This window comes from Spirillospora sp. NPDC049024, assembly GCF_040649235.1.
GTDB lineage: Bacteria > Actinomycetota > Actinomycetes > Streptosporangiales > Streptosporangiaceae > Spirillospora.
The window spans coordinates 361,517-377,422 of the sequence record NZ_JBEZFD010000004.1; the positions used below are offsets into that span (position 1 = coordinate 361,517).

At 70.4% G+C, this 15,906-nt stretch carries 17 protein-coding genes; 10 read left to right on the forward strand and 7 right to left on the reverse strand.

Annotated elements, in window-relative coordinates; all coding sequences use genetic code 11:
- Positions 1-84: 84 nt before the first annotated feature.
- Complete coding sequence (locus AB0C21_RS09825; protein WP_500203618.1) at positions 85-3,984, forward strand: replicative DNA helicase; 3,900 nt, start codon at positions 85-87, stop codon at positions 3,982-3,984.
- A 183-nt stretch (positions 3,985-4,167) separates the two neighbouring features.
- Positions 4,168-4,614 carry an NUDIX domain-containing protein gene (locus AB0C21_RS09830; protein WP_500203619.1) on the forward strand — a complete coding sequence of 149 codons (447 nt, stop codon included), beginning with the start codon at positions 4,168-4,170 and terminating at the stop codon, positions 4,612-4,614.
- Between the two features lie 30 nt (positions 4,615-4,644).
- Here the strand turns inward: AB0C21_RS09830 and AB0C21_RS09835 are convergent, their stop codons facing one another.
- Positions 4,645-5,514 (reverse strand): NAD(P)-dependent oxidoreductase, encoded by an 870-nt coding sequence (locus AB0C21_RS09835; RefSeq protein ID WP_500203620.1) that lies wholly within the window; start codon positions 5,512-5,514, stop codon positions 4,645-4,647.
- 49 nt (positions 5,515-5,563) lie between these two features.
- Here AB0C21_RS09835 and AB0C21_RS09840 point away from each other — a divergent pair, with 49 nt between their 5' ends.
- Positions 5,564-5,965, forward strand: coding sequence for a MerR family transcriptional regulator (locus AB0C21_RS09840; RefSeq protein WP_500203622.1), 402 nt, complete (start codon positions 5,564-5,566; stop codon positions 5,963-5,965).
- A gap of 13 nt (positions 5,966-5,978) precedes the next feature.
- On the opposite strand, the gene AB0C21_RS09845 is transcribed toward AB0C21_RS09840, so the two are convergent.
- The 3 genes from AB0C21_RS09845 to AB0C21_RS09855 form a co-directional block, all read right to left on the reverse strand.
- The gene (locus AB0C21_RS09845) at positions 5,979-6,560 is read right to left on the reverse strand and encodes a carboxymuconolactone decarboxylase family protein (RefSeq protein ID WP_500203623.1); all 582 of its coding nucleotides are present in this window, start codon (positions 6,558-6,560) and stop codon (positions 5,979-5,981) included.
- Positions 6,550-6,885: a hypothetical protein gene (locus AB0C21_RS09850; protein WP_500203624.1), complete on the reverse strand. Its 336-nt coding sequence runs from the start codon at positions 6,883-6,885 to the stop codon at positions 6,550-6,552. The genes AB0C21_RS09845 and AB0C21_RS09850 overlap by 11 nt, the downstream gene beginning before the upstream one ends.
- A 274-nt stretch (positions 6,886-7,159) precedes the next feature.
- Complete coding sequence (locus AB0C21_RS09855) at positions 7,160-7,726, reverse strand: PadR family transcriptional regulator (protein WP_500203625.1); 567 nt, start codon at positions 7,724-7,726, stop codon at positions 7,160-7,162.
- A 117-nt stretch (positions 7,727-7,843) separates the two neighbouring features.
- Between AB0C21_RS09855 and AB0C21_RS09860 the strand changes: the two genes are divergently transcribed.
- The 4 genes from AB0C21_RS09860 to AB0C21_RS09875 all read left to right on the forward strand — a co-directional run bounded on the left by AB0C21_RS09860 (position 7,844) and on the right by AB0C21_RS09875 (position 10,554).
- The gene (locus AB0C21_RS09860; protein WP_149262814.1) at positions 7,844-8,236 is read left to right on the forward strand and encodes a nuclear transport factor 2 family protein; all 393 of its coding nucleotides are present in this window, start codon (positions 7,844-7,846) and stop codon (positions 8,234-8,236) included.
- A 231-nt stretch (positions 8,237-8,467) separates the two neighbouring features.
- Entirely contained in the window at positions 8,468-9,022 is a 555-nt protein-coding gene (locus AB0C21_RS09865; RefSeq protein WP_500203626.1) for an RNA polymerase sigma factor, read from the forward strand.
- Positions 9,019-10,032: a CU044_5270 family protein gene (locus AB0C21_RS09870; protein WP_500203627.1), complete on the forward strand. Its 1,014-nt coding sequence runs from the start codon at positions 9,019-9,021 to the stop codon at positions 10,030-10,032. Before AB0C21_RS09865 ends, AB0C21_RS09870 begins: the two co-directional genes overlap by 4 nt.
- 93 nt (positions 10,033-10,125) lie before the next feature.
- The gene (locus AB0C21_RS09875; protein WP_500203628.1) at positions 10,126-10,554 is read left to right on the forward strand and encodes an MmcQ/YjbR family DNA-binding protein; all 429 of its coding nucleotides are present in this window, start codon (positions 10,126-10,128) and stop codon (positions 10,552-10,554) included.
- Here AB0C21_RS09875 and AB0C21_RS09880 read toward each other — a convergent pair.
- Complete coding sequence (locus AB0C21_RS09880) at positions 10,551-10,985, reverse strand: hypothetical protein (RefSeq protein WP_500203629.1); 435 nt, start codon at positions 10,983-10,985, stop codon at positions 10,551-10,553. The two genes, AB0C21_RS09875 and AB0C21_RS09880, sit on opposite strands and share 4 nt — an antisense overlap.
- Positions 10,986-11,173: 188 nt before the next feature.
- Positions 11,174-11,455: a hypothetical protein gene (locus AB0C21_RS09885; RefSeq protein WP_500203630.1), complete on the reverse strand. Its 282-nt coding sequence runs from the start codon at positions 11,453-11,455 to the stop codon at positions 11,174-11,176.
- Positions 11,456-11,647: 192 nt separating this feature from the next.
- On the opposite strand from AB0C21_RS09885, the gene AB0C21_RS09890 reads away from it, so the two are divergent.
- On the forward strand, positions 11,648-12,568 hold the full coding sequence (locus tag AB0C21_RS09890) for a LysR family transcriptional regulator (protein ID WP_500203631.1): 921 nt from the start codon (positions 11,648-11,650) through the stop codon (positions 12,566-12,568).
- Between the two features lie 252 nt (positions 12,569-12,820).
- Positions 12,821-14,431: a serine/threonine-protein kinase gene (locus AB0C21_RS09895; protein WP_500203632.1), complete on the forward strand. Its 1,611-nt coding sequence runs from the start codon at positions 12,821-12,823 to the stop codon at positions 14,429-14,431.
- Positions 14,432-14,444: 13 nt separating this feature from the next.
- On the opposite strand, the gene AB0C21_RS09900 is transcribed toward AB0C21_RS09895, so the two are convergent.
- The gene (locus tag AB0C21_RS09900) at positions 14,445-14,834 is read right to left on the reverse strand and encodes a cupin domain-containing protein (protein ID WP_500203633.1); all 390 of its coding nucleotides are present in this window, start codon (positions 14,832-14,834) and stop codon (positions 14,445-14,447) included.
- Between the two features lie 82 nt (positions 14,835-14,916).
- Between AB0C21_RS09900 and AB0C21_RS09905 the strand changes: the two genes are divergently transcribed.
- Positions 14,917-15,858, forward strand: coding sequence for a helix-turn-helix domain-containing protein (locus AB0C21_RS09905; RefSeq protein ID WP_500203748.1), 942 nt, complete (start codon positions 14,917-14,919; stop codon positions 15,856-15,858).
- Positions 15,859-15,906 lie beyond the last annotated feature (48 nt).

Sequence of the window (15,906 nt, forward strand, 5' to 3'; positions counted from 1 at the left end):
CGGACGCGTCAGATAGACGTGAGGTGAACGGTCGGCGATGGGCGGACGGGGCCGCCGGCGGGCCAGATGAAGGGGGTGTCGGCGGTGAGCGTGGCGGATATCGGGCCGCAGGAGCATGAGTTCGAGCGCACCCCCCCGCACGACATCTCGGCCGAGCAGGGCGTCCTCGGCGGCATGCTGCTCTCCCAGGACGCCATCGCCGAGGTCGTGGAGATGCTGCGCACCCCCGACTTCTACCGGCCCGCCCACCAGATCATCTACGACGTCATCCTCGACCTCTACGGCCGCGGCGACCCCGCCGACGCGGTCACCGTCGCCGGCGAGCTCACCAAGAACGGCGAGATCGGCCGCATCGGCGGCGCCCCCTACCTGCACACCCTGATCTCCCTGGTGCCCACGGCGGCCAACGCCGGGTACTACGCCAAGATCGTCCACGAGCGCGCGGTCCTGCGCCGCCTGGTCGAGGCCGGCACCCGCATCGTCCAGATGGGCTACGCCGCCGACGGCGCCGACGCCGACGAGGTGCTCGACCGCGCCCAGGCCGAGGTCTTCGCCATCGCCGAGAAGCGCGCCGGCGAGGACTACGTCGCGCTGAGCGAGATCATGCCCGGCGCCCTGGACGAGATCGAGGCGATCGGCAGCCGCGGCGGCCAGATGGTCGGCTGCCCCACCGGCTTCGCCGACCTCGACGCCCTGACCAACGGCCTGCACCCCGGCCAGATGATAGTGGTCGCTGCCCGGCCCGCGATGGGCAAGGCGACTAGTCTAGACACGCCTCTTCCGACCCCATTTGGCTGGACCACGATGGGAGAAGTGTCTGTCGGTGATTATCTGATCGGAGCCGATGGAAAACCGACTCGTGTCGTGGCCGCAACCGACGTCATGCACGGCCGTCCGTGCTACGAGATCGAGTTCTCCGACGGCGAAGTGATCGTCGCGGACGCCCAGCATCAGTGGCGGACGACGACCCGAGCCGCCCGTCGCCAGAAGAGCGAGAACAGCACGGCCTGCTACTGGCCGCGGGTGGCCGTCAATCGCGTCCGCTGGGCGACGGCGGAGGCCAACGAAGGGCCTCGTCAACTCATCACCCATGGTGAAGCGGTGGCCAAGGTCGGCGCCGAGTTCAAGCATGCGCTCTACGCGGTCACGCGTGAGCTGGGGCATCGCGGCGAAGCCGACGTGAGCCTCTCCAAGCGCCGGCCCCGCTACGAGTGCACGAGCCTCTACCGAGGGCTGCTCGGGCGCGCGGTGCGCCCGAAGAATGCCACGACAACGGCGCAGCACCGTCCCATCAAGACCACCGAAGAGATCGCCGCGACGCTGCGCTGCGACGGTGACAACCGCCCCAACCACGCGGTCGAGGTCGCCGCACCGTTCCAACTCCCGAATGTGGACCTGCCCATAGCCCCGTATGTCCTGGGCGCGTGGCTCGGTGACGGAGACAGCCGGAGCGGCTCTCTCACCTGTTTCGACGAGGAGATCCTCAAGGAGATCGAAGCGGCAGGGCAGCCGGTCGTGCGACGCAGGACGTCTGGGCGGTTCGGTCTGCCCGGCGTCACCACAAAGATCAAGGCACTCGGTCTCTGGCGGAACAAGCACATTCCTGCGCCTTACCTGCGGGCTTCGGAGGCGCAACGGCGGGCGCTGCTCGCGGGGATGCTCGACACGGACGGCCATGTCTCGGAGATCGGGCAGGTCCAACTCGGCTTCGTGAACAAGCGGCTCGCCGATGACGCGCACGAGCTGATCCTCAGCCTCGGCTACCGCGCGACGATGCGGACCAAGCGTGTGAAGGGGCGGTCCGAGGAGACATCGACGTTCTACCGGATCAACTTCACACCTGCGGAGACGGTGTTCCGGTTGCCGCGCAAGGCGGCTCGGCAGCGGGAGTCCGTCCATCCGAAGGCGCAGGTGCGGTACATCGTGGACGTGCGCCCGGTCGAGAGCGTGCCCGTCCGGTGCGTCCAGGTCGACAACGACGACCACATGTACCTGGCGGGGCGCTCCTGCATCCCCACGCACAACTCGACGCTCGCCCTCGACTTCGCCCGCGCCGCGTCCATCAAGCACGGGCTGACCTCGGCGTTCTTCAGCCTGGAGATGGGCCGCAACGAGATCACGATGCGGCTGCTGTCCGCGGAGGCGCGGGTGGCGCTGCACGCGATGCGGTCCGGCACCATGCAGGACGAGGACTGGACCCGCCTCGCCCGGCGCATGAGCGAGGTCGCCGAGGCGCCGCTGTTCATCGACGACTCGCCGAACATGTCGATGATGGAGATCCGCGCGAAGTGCCGGCGCCTGAAGCAGCAGCACGACCTCCGCCTGGTGATCATTGACTACCTGCAGCTGATGACCTCGGGCAAGCGCGTCGAGAGCCGCCAGGTCGAGGTCTCGGAGTTCTCCCGCTCGCTGAAGCTCCTCGCCAAGGAACTGGGCGTCCCGGTCATCGCGCTCTCCCAGCTCAACCGAGGCCCCGAACAGCGAACCGACAAGAAGCCCATGGTGTCCGACCTTCGCGAATCGGGTTGCGTCACGGCCTCGACGCGGATCATGCGAGCGGACACCAACGAAGAAGTCACGATGGGCGAGCTAGTAGAAAGCGGTGCTCGAGACGTCCCCGTGTGGGCGCTCGATGAGCGCTTGAAGTACGTCCCGCGGACCATGACGCACGCCTTCTCCAGTGGACGCAAGGAGGTCTTCCGCGTCAGGTTGGCGTCCGGCAAGGAGGTTGAGGCGACCGCAAACCACCCGTTCCTCACCTACGGCGGCTGGAAGCCGCTAGGCGAGTTGTCTCCCGGCTCGCGCGTCGCCGCCGCCAGACATGTGCCCCCGCCGATGGAGCCTGTCGCGTGGGCTGAAGCGCGCGTGATCCTCTTGGCGCACCTCATTGGTGACGGGTCCTTCGTCAAGCGCCAGCCCATCCGATACGCCAGCAAGGATGAGGCGTGCCTTGAGGCGGTCGTCCGCGCGGCCGAGCATTTCGGCATCAAGGCAGTAAGAGACGAGTACGAGGCCGCCCGAGTCACTACGCTCCGTCTGCCGGCCCCCTATCGACTGACCCACGGCCGCCGCAATCCGATAGCCGAGTGGCTCGACGACTTGGGGCTCTTCGGGAAGCGTTCGCATGAGAAGTTCGTGCCTGCGCCTGTGTTCGGCTTGCCAAAGGAGCAGGTGGCGCTGTTCCTCAGGCATTTGTGGGCCACCGACGGCTGCGTTCACTGGGACGCCAAGCGCCAGCGTTGCACTGTGTACTACGCGTCGACGAGTAGGCGGCTGGTGGACGACGTGTCCAGGCTACTTCTGCGGTTCGGCATCCTCTCCCGCGTCAAACGCGTCACGAAGGGCACCTACCGGCCTGGATACCAGCTCTACCTGTACGGTGCGGAGAACCAACTCGCGTTTTTCGAGGCCGTACGGGTGCACGGTGCGCGGGGCATCATCGCCGCGCAGGCGGCCCAGCAACTTCGTAACCTTCGGTCGAACACCAACCGCGACACCATCCCAACTGAGGTTTGGGACGATGTCCGAAAGCTCATCACGGACCGGCGGATGACTCACCGGGAGTTCGCCGCCGCGATCGGCACGCAATTCTGCGGCAGTGCCCTTTGGAAGCGCGCCCCCAGCCGCGAACGCCTCAGCCGCGTGGCAACCGTGCTCAATAGCGCCGAACTGGAGTTGCTTTGCACCAACGACGTGTTCTGGGACGAGATCGTCGAGATCGAGAGCCTCGGACAGCAAGAGGTCTATGACGCTACTGTTATGGGGCTTCATAACTTTGTAGCGAACGGCATAGCTCTCCACAACAGCATCGAGCAGGATGCGGACATGGTGATCCTGCTGCACCGCGAGGACGCCTACGAGAAGGAGTCGCCGCGCGCCGGCGAGGCCGACCTGATCGTCGCCAAGCACCGCAACGGCCCCACCGCCACCGTCACGGTCGCCTTCCAGGGCCACTACAGCCGCTTCGTGGACATGGCCCAGTAACACGGCCCAGCAGCACAGGTGCGCTCCACACGAACGCCCGGGAAGCCGAATCCCGGCGCCTGCCGTAGAGAGGCCTGGCTCACCGTCGCGTAGTCCGGCGACCTCTCCCCAGTGGCGATGTCGCTCACAGCGGTGGCGTGCTCTCCTGGGGTGAGACTTCCGATCCGTTAACGGGTGAGGCTGATGGGCGGCGGCGATCTGCGGGACGAGCCGTTCGGAGTGGCGGCGATCATCACCGACGGCCTCGGGCGGATCCTCATGCACCTGCGAGATGATCTCCCTGGCATCGCGTGGCCGGGGTACTGGTCGTTGCCCAGCGGTCTCGCCGAACCGGGCGAGACCCCCGCTGAGGCGATGTCCAGGGAACTTCAAGAGGAGACGGGGCTCAGCATCGCCTTGACGCAACGGCTGGAGTTCCCCAAGGACTCGGAGGGGGATCGCGTTGTGTTCTTCACCGGGTTCTGGCATGGGGATCCCGCGACGATTCCGCTGACCGAGGGCGTGAAGTTGGAGTTCTGTTCGCTGCCGCGTCTGGCGGGGTTGCGGGTTCCGCCTTTCGTTATCCAAGCGCTCCAGCGGCTCCGAGGACAGGGGCTGCTCGGTGGTGAGGCGGGGGCGGCCCGGCCTTGAGCGGGCAGGCGGGCCGCGACCGCTGGTGGATCAGGGGGTGGTGAACTCCTTGATCAGGACGGGGTACTGCTCGTGGCCGTGCCCGGCGGCGATGGAGCGGTCGGCCATTGCCTTGAACAGTTTCGGGAGTTCGGCGTTGACGCCCGTCGCCTCGCACTCCTCGACGAGGTGCGCCATCGCCCGCGCGTCGGTCTCCAGGGCCGACACCTCGGCGGGGAAGGAGCCCTGGTCGACCTGCTCGGCATACCCGGGGAGCCACCCGGCCACGACGGTGGCGATCTGCTGTGCGAACGGCGCGTACGTCGCGGCGTCGACACCGGCCGTTTCGAGCAGGGCGGTGCCCTGGAGCCAGGCGTTCAGCACGCTCCACATCATGGCCAGGCCGGCCACGTCGTACAGGGACGCCAGCCCGTGGTCCGCGCCGAGGTGGGTGGCGGTGCCGAGCGCGCCGAGTGTCGGCTCGTGCGCCTCGAAGTCCGCTTGCGGCCCGCTGTAGAGGATTACCGCTTCGGCGGTCCCGATGGCCGGCGGGACGGCCATGATCGCGCCGTCCAGGTAGCGGGCGCCGCGCTGCTCGGCCCATCGGGCGGTTTCGCGAGCCTGGGCCGAGCTGCCGGAGGTGAGGTTGACCAGGGTCGTGCCGTCCAGCTCGTTCGCGTCGAGCACCTCGTGCACGGCCTGGTAGTCGGCGAGGCAGATGATGTTCAGGGGGCCGGCCTTGAGTGCGTCGCCGACCGTCGGCGCCGGACGTGCGCCTTCGGCAGCCAACCGGTCGGCCTTGGAGGCCGTGCGGTTCCACACGGTCGTGGGATGCCCGGCCTTCAGGAACGCGCCGGCGAGTGCCCGGCCCATCAGGCCGAGCCCGAGGATCGTCACAGGGATGTCGGTGTTGTCGCTCATGGCAGCATCGTCAACGTTGATACCGGTCTGAAGGTCAAGTGAGGATGCGATGCGGATCGGAGAGCTGAGCCGCCGGACGGGCGTCAAGGCCCATCAGCTGCGCTACTACGAGGCGCAGGGCCTGCTGGAGGCGGACCGCGGCGCGAACGGCTACCGCGAGTACGACGAGGGCGCCGTGGTGCGGGTGAAGCAGATCCGGCATCTGCTCGACGCGGGTCTGTCCTCTGAGGACATCGCGTACCTGCTGCCTTGCGCGGTCGGGGAGGCCCCGGAGCTGCTCGGGTGTCCCGAGTTGCTGGCCGCGATGCGGACGCGGTTGCGGCGCATCGACGACCAGATGGAGAGGCTCGCCCGGTCCCGCGGCGCTCTCGCCGACTACATCGACGCGGCCGAGCGGACGGACGGCGAGAGCCTTCCGCTCTTTGCCTGCGTGGAGCCGCTTCCCGCCTGAGGCGCCCGCCGGGTTACCGGTAGCCGCGCTTGAGCAGGTAGCCGGCTCCGGCTTCGAAGTCCTCCGGGGTGAGCAACTCGAATCCGAAGGCGTTCGCGAGGCGGGCGGTGACGGTGAACGCGGCGCAGACCGCGAGCGCGTCCTCGACCTGCCGGGGTGAGACACCGGCGGCCAGCACGTCCCGCATGTCGTCGGCGCCGACCTCGCCCTCCCGGGTCAGCTTGCCGAGCATCCGCAGCGTCGCCCGCAGCGGCTCCTCGACGGGGGCCGAGTCCAGGTCGGCCAGCACCGCCGCGACCCGGGACTCGTCCTGGTACGCCCGGCTCGCTGTCGCCGTGTGCGCGGCGACGCAGAATGCCGACTCGTTCACCTGGGACACGTAGGCCGCCATCAACTCCCGGTCGCCCACCGACCAGTCGGACGGCCCGCGCATCGCCTCGTGGGTGAACTCCTTCGCCCGGGTGCCGTAGAAGTCGGGCCGGTAGAAGACCAGCTTGGCGGCGTCCGGCACCGGATGCCTGGAGAGCAGCCGGATGAGCGCGAACAGCAGCTTGGTTCGCCGGTCGTAGCCGTGGTCGAGGATGTCAAGGCGCATGGCCCGGCCTCCCTTCGCCGGTCGCTTCGGCCAGGGCGGCCAGCCCGGCTTCGTACAGCCGGTCGGACTGGCCGACCGCGGCGCAGACCACCAGCTCGAACACCTGGTCCTCCGTGCAGCCCGACGCCTTCGCCGCGGCCAGGTCCGCCTCGGTGACCTGGGCCGGGGTGTCGACGACCTTGCCGATCAATGTGTCCAGCGGCGGGGCGAGCCCATCGTTGCCGAAGGCGCGTGCCCGCTGGTCCGCAGGCGCCCGGCCCTCCCCTTTCAGCACGCGATCCACCAGGGCTCGGTGCGCTGCCCGCTTCACGTCCTCGTCCGGCATGGCTCCTCCTTCGCAGCCGGTTCGTCCGCCCTCATCTACAAGACGATCGGCGCCCCGCCGAACAAGACATGCAGCCGAGAACTGAGCATCGAGATGTGTCCGGGCTCGGCGACCGGGCGGTCACCGAACCGCGGCTCAGCGCGGAGCGCGGCCTGGCGTCCCCACATCTGGACGCCCTACACAGGCATGCCCGTCGGCGCCGCACTGCACCACGCCCGCGCCCGCGTCCGCGCCCGCAAGGATTCCTTCACCACTTCGCCCGGTACGTCCAGGGCTAGGGCTTGAGGGAGCTGGTGCGGCGGTCGAGGACGGTCAAAGTCTCCTCGCACCAGCGGAGGTTCTCGCGTTCGAAGGCCAGGCCGCGCATCAGGGTGAGGTAGGGGCCGATCCGTTCGGCGGTGGCCAGGTACTCCTCTTCGGTGCGGCCGTTCAGGAAGCGCGCCTGGAGCCGCTCGAAGCGGGCGATCTTGGATTCGGCCCAGGTCCGGCGCTCGCGGAGGGCGGACATGACGGCCTCGACGTCCCCGGCGTCCACCGCCTGGACCTGGACCATCAGCTCCTCGCGCATCGCGCCGGGGCGCGGGGGCCTCGCGGTGAAGTCGTGCAGGGCGCGGCGGCCGGCCTCGGTGAGGGAGAACAGGCGCTTGTTGGGACGGCGTTCCTGCTGGACGACCCGCGCCTGGATCAGACCCTCGGCGGCCATCTTGTCCAACTCCCGGTAGAGCTGCTGCGGGGTGGCCATCCAGAAGTTGGCCACGCCGGCGTCGAAGCTCTTGGACAGGTCGTACCCGGACGCTTCGCCTTCCAGAAGCGTGGCCAGCACCGCGTTCCGCAACGACATGGTCCCGAGCGTATCGGCCCGTGATCGCCGCCACGTCCCCGACCGGTGGACGACCTCCCACGACATGGCTAGTGTAATTTGCACCTAATCAACAAGTTGGATACTCGGGGGTGTCGGATGCATCCGTTCCGGCGAGCGGTGGAGGCCGGGGACACGGCGGCGATCGAGGGGCTGCTTGCCGACGACGCCGTGTTCACCAGCCCGGTCGCGTTCAAGCCGTACCACGGGAAGGCGATCACGGCGGCGATCGTGCGGGGCGCGGCGCGGGTGTTCCAGGACCTCCGCTACGTGCGGGAGATCGCGAGCGCCGACGGCCGCGACCACGCCCTCATGTTCGAGGCGACCGTGAACGGGCGCCAGGTGCACGGGTGCGACTTCCTCCACATGGACGAGGACGGGCTGATCGACGACCTCACCGTGATGGTGCGCCCGCTGTCGGGGGCTACCGCGCTGGCCGAGGCGATGGCCGCGCAGTTCGAGCGGATCGAGCGCGAGGCCCTCAGTTCCTGAACGCCTCGCGGGCGCGGCCGATGATCCGGCGTTACGCTGCGGGCATCCGGGCAGAAGATCGTCCTGCTCGGTCGAAGACGTCCGCGGGCCCGCGCGAACCGGCGGCGGGGCCGGTGCCCGAGCCGCGGCCCCCTGGGCGGTAACACCGGCGTCCCTCTCGACACGTACGGGGTGTTCCCGCAGTCAAGGAGGGCCACGTGCGACTGGAGAGACCACGCCATCGGGGCTTCGATGGATGACCGCAAGGCCAGGTTCGAGGACGTCTACGCCGCCACGTACGAACCGATCCTGGGGTACGTGCTGCGCCGGTGCCCGTCCCCGGACGACGCCGCCGACGTCGTCGCGGAGACCTTCACGATCGCGTGGAGGCGGCTGGACGACATCCCGCCCGGCGGCCGGGCGCGCCTGTGGATGTACGGCGTCGCGCGCCGGGTGCTGGCCAACCACTGGCGCGGGGAGGCGCAGCGCCGGCGGCGCACCACGAGCCTGCGCCACGACCTCCGCGACGAGATCGCCGCGGTCGGTTCGGATCCGGCGGAGGCGTCGGCCATCGCCGAGGCGTTCGGCCACCTGTCGGACGACGACCGCGAGGTGCTCGGCCTGGTCGCCTGGGAGGGGCTCGACCACTCCGCCGTCGCCGCGGTCCTCGGCTGCTCGGTCGGGGCCGCGCGCGTCCGGCTGCACCGGGCGCGCAAGCGCTTCTCCCGCGCGCTGCGCTCGGCCCAGGCCGAGGTGGCGCCCGCGGTCACCAAGCGTCCCACCGGCGAGCGGAGGTCCCTGGCATGAAGCACCACTCCACCGATGACCTGGTGCGGTCGATGGCCCGCGTGCACGACGAGACGCTGGCCGGGTTCGCCGACCGACCGGGCGCGCGCCACCTGGCGGAGGCCGTCACGGCACTGGACCCGTCCGATGCCGTGGACGCCGGGCCGTCGGCCCGGAGGGAAACGGAGCGGCGGCGCCGTGGGCTCCGCCTGCCGGGACTGAGCGTCCGGCTCGCCGCCGTCGGTGCACTGGCGGTGACGGCCGTCGCCGGTGCGGGCGTCCTCGGAGGCGGCGAGGAGGAACCTCCCGGTCCGACACCCCCTGTCGTCTCGCTGAGTTCGGTCGCCGAGGCGGCGCACGTGCTCGACCGGGCCGCCGCGGCCGCCGAGAAGGGGCACTTCCGCACACCCCGCCCCCACCAGTGGATCTACACGAGGATGCGGCTGACGACGTCGGCCAATGCGGGCGGGGTCGCCTGGGGCGGTCCGTACAAGACGGATACCTGGGATTCCTGGCGGCGGGTCGACGGCAAGCAGGACGCGGCGCTCAAGGACGGCAGGGTGCAGCTCGGGTACGAAACGGTGGACTCGGCCGCCGCGGCCAGGTACGACCCACTGCCCAGCGATCCCGATGCGCTCCTGCGGAAAGTCGGCGCGGGCGGCGGCGGCGATGAGCTGACCTACGAGATCCTGGCCACCATCCTGCGTGAGAGCGTCCATTCCCCTGCGCAGGAGGCGGCGATCTTCCGGGCCATCAAGCGGATCCCGGGCGTGACGCTGGTCGAGGGCAAGGTGGACGCCGACGGCCGGCCGGCGATCGCGCTGGGCCTGACGGTGGACGGCTGGCTGCACCAGGAGATGCTGCTCGACCCGCGCACCTACGCCTACCTCGGGGAACGGGCGGTGACGATCAAAGACCGGACGTTCGAGTCCGAGGGCGAGCCCAGGAGGACGCTGAGGGCGGGGACCGTGCAGCGCATCATGGTCCGCGTCGCCATCGGAGTCGTCGACAAGCCCGGCCAGAAGCCCTGACCGTCAACGCGTGGGCCCCGCCGACCGGCACGCGCCGCGGCGGGGCTTGCGCCTTCCATGGCGGGGACAGCGGACCGGAGTACGCTGCCCGGCATGCAGGCAGACGATCGTCCTGCCCGGGTGGAGGACGTGCACGAGCTGGCACAGGCGATGCCTCATGTCACGGTCGAGCACGGCAAGAGCGGGAATCCCGTCTACCAGGTGGGACGCAAGTCGTTCGTGTTCTTCCGCACCCCTCGCCCCGACGCGGTCGACCCCATCACGGACGAGCGCTACCCGGACGTGATCGTCTTCTGGGTGCCCTCCGAGTCCGACAAGGAGGCGCTCGTGCAGGACGAGGCGTCGCCGTTCTTCACGACGCCCCATTTCAACGGCCACCGCTCGGTGCTGATCCGGGCGAGCCGCCTCGGTGAGCTGACGCGGCGGGAGCTCGCGGAGGTCGTCCAGGACGCGTGGCTGTCGCAGGCGTCGCGCAGGCGCGCGGAGGCCTGGCTGCGCGACCATCCCGGCCTGGAGCCCTAGCCGGCGACCTTCGTGTAGGTGATGTCGAAGTCGTGCTCCCAGGTCTGGTTGTCGAAGGACTTCTCCCAGGCCGCCTGGATCGTGCGGCCGTCGGCGCTGACCGTTCCGGTGAAGCGCTGGGCGAACCCTGGGGCGTCCCGCCACATCTTCCAGACTCCGCCGTCGAAGGTCATCCGGTAGACGCGGGAGACGCCGCGCGTGTCGTAGTACAGGACGGTGTAGAGGTCGGACGAGTCGTCGGGACCGACGAGCTGGACGGCGGTCGGCGCGGGAGCCGGCGGTTCCGACCGGATCCGCAGGAAGGCGCCGCCTTCCGACCGGTCGATGGTCACCCTGCCCTGCGCGTCACCGAACTGCGGAACCTCGGCCGTCCACTCGCCGACCAGCACGTCCAGCGCTTCCAACGCCGGGTTCGGCGGCATCGTCGCCATCGCGTCTCCTCCGGTTCCCGTGGACTCCCGGAGCGCGGACCGGACTCGAACCGGCTGCCTCCGGCTTCGCTCACATTCTTCCCGCCTCCGGATGATCGAGGAAGCGGTGGACGTGGCGGGGCGGCGGCCCCGACCCGTGGGCCGGAACCGCCGCCCCGGGCCGGTCGACCTCCAGGCCCTCCGGCCTCTCACGAGTGGACGGGCTCGCGGTCGGAGGGTTCGGTCGCGCCGCCCGCCGGGGCCGTCTCCGGTCCGGGGGCGGCCCACCGGTCGACCAGGGCGGCCAGCCTCGGCATGACCAGGTTGACCATGACGGTGACGAGGACACCGCTGATGACCGCGGCGCGGCCGGCCATCGGCAGCGCGGCGAGCATGTCCCCGAACAGCGCGAGCAGCAGCATGACCACGGCGAACGCCACAAGCCACGCGGCGAGGGTCATCGCGAGCCGGACCCGGACCGGGGCGTTCACCGCTGCCCGCCCTGCCGGACGGCGTACGTGGCCGGTACGGGACTGCCCTCGGGGCCTTGGATCTCCGACACCACCAGCTTGCCCATGCTCGTTCCTCGTCTTCCGGTCGGTTCGTTCGACGTCACCGACGCTAGGGCGGCCAGCAGTGATAAGTCCAAGACAGGCTTACGCTTGCTGTAATAGCGTTTGTTTATGGAACTGCGACAGCTCGGGTACTTCGTCGCCGTCGCCGAGGAACGCCACTTCACCCGCGCGGCCGAGCGCGTCCAGGTGGCGCAGCCCGCGATCAGCCAGCAGATCCGCCGGCTGGAGGCCGAGGTGGGCGAGCCCCTCTTCCGGCGCGACCGCCGCTCCGTCGCCCTCACCGCCGCCGGGGAGGCACTGCTGCCGCACGCCCGCGCCATGCTCGCCGAGGCCGCCAACGCCAAGGAGTCGATCGCCGCGTTGTCGGGCCTGCTCACCGGCAGCCTCGCGGTCGGTCTGGTGCAACCGCTGCCCGACCAGCGCGTGCTCGCGCTGCTGGGCGCCTTCCACCGGCGCCATCCGCGGATCCGCCTCACCCTCCGCGAGGACGAGACGGACGGCCTGATCGCCGCCCTGTCCACCGGCGAACTCGACGTGGCGGTCGTCGGCCAGGGCCCCGCCGACACCCCGCTCGCCGCAGAGATGACCCCGCACGTGATCGCCCGTGAGGACGTCGTGGTCGCCCTGCACCCCGACCACCCCTTCGCCGCCCGGGAGTCGCTCACCCTCCACGACCTGCGGGACGAACCCCTCGTGACCGCGCCCCGCAGCGGCAAGCTCCGCACCAACATCGAGGCCGCCTGCCAGCGTCTCGGGTTCGTCCCGAACGTGGTCGCCGAGACCCGCGACCTCACCCTCGTCCGGCAGCTCGTCCTCCAGCGGATCGGCCTGGCCGTCCTCCCGCAGTCCGCGCTCCAAGGGCCGCCCGCACTGGCCCAGGTGCCGCTCGCCCGGCCCTCACTGGAACGCCGGATCATCCTCGCCGCCCGTCCCCACCACGCCAGTCCGGCAGGCCGCGCCTTCCTCGCCATGGCCCACCGCCGCCTCCTGCCCGACCAGCCCGACGCGAAGAGCGGCGCGGCGACCTGATGGAACGCGGGTACGTGCCCTGATCGGGAGCACGTGATGCTGAGCGCCCCGACCTGGCGGCGGTCTCGCAACAGAGCCGGCAAGCCTTCCGGTGGCCGAGGCGAGCGTTCTGCTCCGGCCGATGGAGCGGCCGCTCACGGCAGTCCCTGGAGGCGTGCCCCTGGCGAACAAAGGAACAGAATCGTCTGCATGAGGCGGAAGGGTGCGTGACAATGATCAGGACGGCAGGGGTGCGCACGTGAGGGGCGGCGGGTGGATCGCGGCACGCTGATCGCGGGCAGGTACGAGCTGGTCGAACGTCTCGGTCGCGGCGGGATGGGCGAGGTTTGGGCGGGGCGCGACCGCGACCTGCACCGGGACGTGGCCGTCAAGTTCCTCCCCGACGACGCCGACACCTCTCCCGACCTGCTGCACCGCTTCGAGCGAGAGGCGGTCGCCGCCGCGCAGATCAACCACCCCAACGTCGTCGCCCTCTACGACCGGGGCGTGCACGACGGCCTGCGGTTCATGGTGATGGAGCGGGTGGAGGGCGCCACACTCGCCGCGCACATCCGCGGCGGGCGACCCATGGAGTCGACGCGTGCGCTGGACATCGCGCAGGCGATCTGCGCGGCCCTGGCCGCCGCGCACAAGGCGAGGGTCGTCCATTACGACATCAAACCGTCGAATGTGATGCTGACGTCCGACGACCGGGTCAAGGTGGTCGACTTCGGCATCGCCGGCTTCTCCCACGCGCACACCTTCACCGTCGCCCCGACCACCATGCTCGCGCCGGCGGGCACCGCCTCGTACGGCGCGCCGGAGCAGTTCCTCGACCAGCGCGGCGACGAACGCTCCGACCTCTACGCCCTGGGCGGCGTCCTGTTCGCGCTCCTCGCCGGGGAGCCTCCGTTCACCGGTGCCAACGACCTTTCCGTCATCCGCCGCAAGATCGACGGCGAAGCGCCCCGGCTGAACGCCCTGCGTCCCGACGTTCCGCCGGTCCTCACCGGGCTGGTGTCGGAACTGCTGCAACGCGACCCGGACCGGCGTCCCCCGACCGCGCAGGCCGTTCTGGAACGCCTCCAGCAGGCGCGGTTCGCGACCGTTCCGGACCGCGGCGAACAGCGGGTGGGGGCCGGCGCGCAGGGCTCACCGTCCCCGTCTGCAAAGGTCACCGCGCGCGAGGCTCCACCGGAGGCCGGAGACGGGTTCGAGATCGGCTGGACCGGAGAGGAGCCCCCTTCCTCCTATACGGAAGCACTCAAAAAGGCTCCGGGCCCCCGCTGGATCGTTGTCGGGACGCTCGTCGTCCTCGCGCTGCTGATCATTTGGCTGGCAGTGAAGTGGGGAGACGATTCGACGAGCGATCCTTGGGGGTTCGCGGCCTTCATTGCCGCATACCCGGCCTTCTTCTGCGGGGTCGGCGCCGTGCTGTACGGGATCTATCTCGCCTTCCGCACTCCGGCCTGGTACCGGCATTCCCGCGGACTGGCGCACCGCCGCCCATGGTCCCTCCGCATCGACTCGCGCGGCATCACCACCACGGATCCTCGGTGCGCCACCCCGTCCACGGGCCCCGTTGGGCGGCGCACATTCCTCTGGAACGAGATCGAGACGGTCTCGCTCGAACGCACGGCGGCCGGGCGGTACCACCGCTGCGACACCCTCCGCGTCCGGTTTCGCAAGGGGAGCCCGCACACCCAGCTCCGCCCCGCCGGGTGGATCGGCCTCGACGTGTCGATCCCCGACCTGGAGAAGGGCCAGGGGAAGCGCAGACCCGTCTGCGTCCTGGGCCCCATGTACGAGCACCAGCACGACGCCTTCATCACCGCCCTGGCCCAACACGCGGGACCGCGCTGGAGCCCCCAGACCGGCCCGTGACCCGCTCCGGGTGCTAGCCGAGGGCCCGCCCGATGGTCGCGTCGACGTGGTCCGGGACGTCGTCGTGCCGGTCGCCGACGCTCAGCGTCCCGGTCGGCTCGAACATGAGGATCGACGCGCCGCCCGGGGCGGACGGCTTGTGCTCCACGCCGCGAGGCACGACGAAGACCGAGCCCTTGGAAAGGGTCACGGCGCGTTCGCCGCTCCCGTCGCGGAGCGCGATGGTGAGTTCGCCGTCGAGTACCAGGAAGAACTCGTCGGTGTCGTCGTGGGCGTGCCAGACGTGGTCCCCGGCGACCTTGGCGACGCGGACGTCGTAGTCGTTCACCTGCGAAACGATGCGCGGGCTCCAGAGGTCGGAGAAGGAGGCCAGCGCGGAGTGCAGATCGATCGGTTCGTTCATCCCTCCACTGTCACGGCTGGCCGTGCCCCAGCGTGAGTGCTAGGAATCGCATATGCCGCAAGGATCCTCGCATCGCGTGGTCATGATGGTCGACCGGGGTTCGAACCCGTTCGAGATGGGCGTCGCGACCGAGTTGTTCGGCCTGCGCCGGCCCGAGTTGGACGTCCCCTGGTACGACTTCACGCTCTGCGCGCCCGGCCCGGTGGTGATGCACGCGGGCATGTTCACGATGTCGGGGATCTCCGGGCTGGAGGCGGTCGAGACCGCGGACACCGTGATCGTCCCCAATCGCCCAGACCCCGAGAACACTCCCGACGAGAGGGTCCTCGCCGCGATCCGCGGGGCCGCCGACCGTGGCGCACGGCTCGTGAGCTTCTGCACCGGCGCGTTCACGCTGGCGGCCGCCGGGGTGCTCGACGGCCGCCCGGCGACCACCCACTGGCGCTGGGCCGATCTCTTCCGGTCCCGCTTCCCGGCGGTGCGGCTCGAACCCGACGTGCTGTTCGTGGACGACGGCGACGTGCTGACCGCGGCGGGCAGCGCCGCGGCGCTCGACCTGGGCCTGCACCTCGTGCGCCGCGACCACGGCGCGGAGATCGCCAACGCGGTCGGCCGCCGCCTGGTCTTCGCCGGGCACCGCGACGGCGGCCAGCGGCAGTTCGTCGAACGTCCCGTCCCCGCGATCCCGGACACCTCGCTCGCACCCGTTCTGGCCTGGGCGCGGGAGCGGCTCGATCTGCCCCTGACCGTCGCCGACCTGGCCGCCCGCGCCGCTACCAGCGCCGCCACGCTGCACCGCCGCTTCCGGGCCGAGCTCGGCACGACCCCGCTGGCCTGGTTGAACGCCGAGCGGGCCGCGCTGGCGTGCAGGCTCATCGAGAACGGCGAGCTCCGGCTGGAGGCCGTCGCGCGCGCCAGCGGCCTGGGCACCCCCGCCAACCTGCGCGTCCAGGTGCGCCGCCAGACCGGCCTCAGCCCGTCCGCCTACCGGGCCCGCTTCGCCGCGTCGAACACCGAGCGCTGAGCCGCGGCGCCCCGCTGCCCCCGATGCCGGGAACGAGATCATGCCAGC

Coding starts and splice junctions, on each gene's coding strand:
- AB0C21_RS09830 (WP_500203619.1), top strand. CDS start 4,168: ATGGGCGGCGGCGATCTGCGGGACGAGCCGTTCGGAGTGGCGGCGATC.
- AB0C21_RS09835 (WP_500203620.1), bottom strand. CDS start 5,514: ATGAGCGACAACACCGACATCCCTGTGACGATCCTCGGGCTCGGCCTG.
- AB0C21_RS09840 (WP_500203622.1), top strand. CDS start 5,564: ATGCGGATCGGAGAGCTGAGCCGCCGGACGGGCGTCAAGGCCCATCAG.
- AB0C21_RS09845 (WP_500203623.1), bottom strand. CDS start 6,560: ATGCGCCTTGACATCCTCGACCACGGCTACGACCGGCGAACCAAGCTG.
- AB0C21_RS09850 (WP_500203624.1), bottom strand. CDS start 6,885: ATGCCGGACGAGGACGTGAAGCGGGCAGCGCACCGAGCCCTGGTGGAT.
- AB0C21_RS09855 (WP_500203625.1), bottom strand. CDS start 7,726: ATGTCGTTGCGGAACGCGGTGCTGGCCACGCTTCTGGAAGGCGAAGCG.
- AB0C21_RS09860 (WP_149262814.1), top strand. CDS start 7,844: ATGCATCCGTTCCGGCGAGCGGTGGAGGCCGGGGACACGGCGGCGATC.
- AB0C21_RS09865 (WP_500203626.1), top strand. CDS start 8,468: ATGGATGACCGCAAGGCCAGGTTCGAGGACGTCTACGCCGCCACGTAC.
- AB0C21_RS09870 (WP_500203627.1), top strand. CDS start 9,019: ATGAAGCACCACTCCACCGATGACCTGGTGCGGTCGATGGCCCGCGTG.
- AB0C21_RS09875 (WP_500203628.1), top strand. CDS start 10,126: ATGCAGGCAGACGATCGTCCTGCCCGGGTGGAGGACGTGCACGAGCTG.
- AB0C21_RS09880 (WP_500203629.1), bottom strand. CDS start 10,985: ATGGCGACGATGCCGCCGAACCCGGCGTTGGAAGCGCTGGACGTGCTG.
- AB0C21_RS09890 (WP_500203631.1), top strand. CDS start 11,648: ATGGAACTGCGACAGCTCGGGTACTTCGTCGCCGTCGCCGAGGAACGC.
- AB0C21_RS09900 (WP_500203633.1), bottom strand. CDS start 14,834: ATGAACGAACCGATCGATCTGCACTCCGCGCTGGCCTCCTTCTCCGAC.
- AB0C21_RS09905 (WP_500203748.1), top strand. CDS start 14,917: ATGATGGTCGACCGGGGTTCGAACCCGTTCGAGATGGGCGTCGCGACC.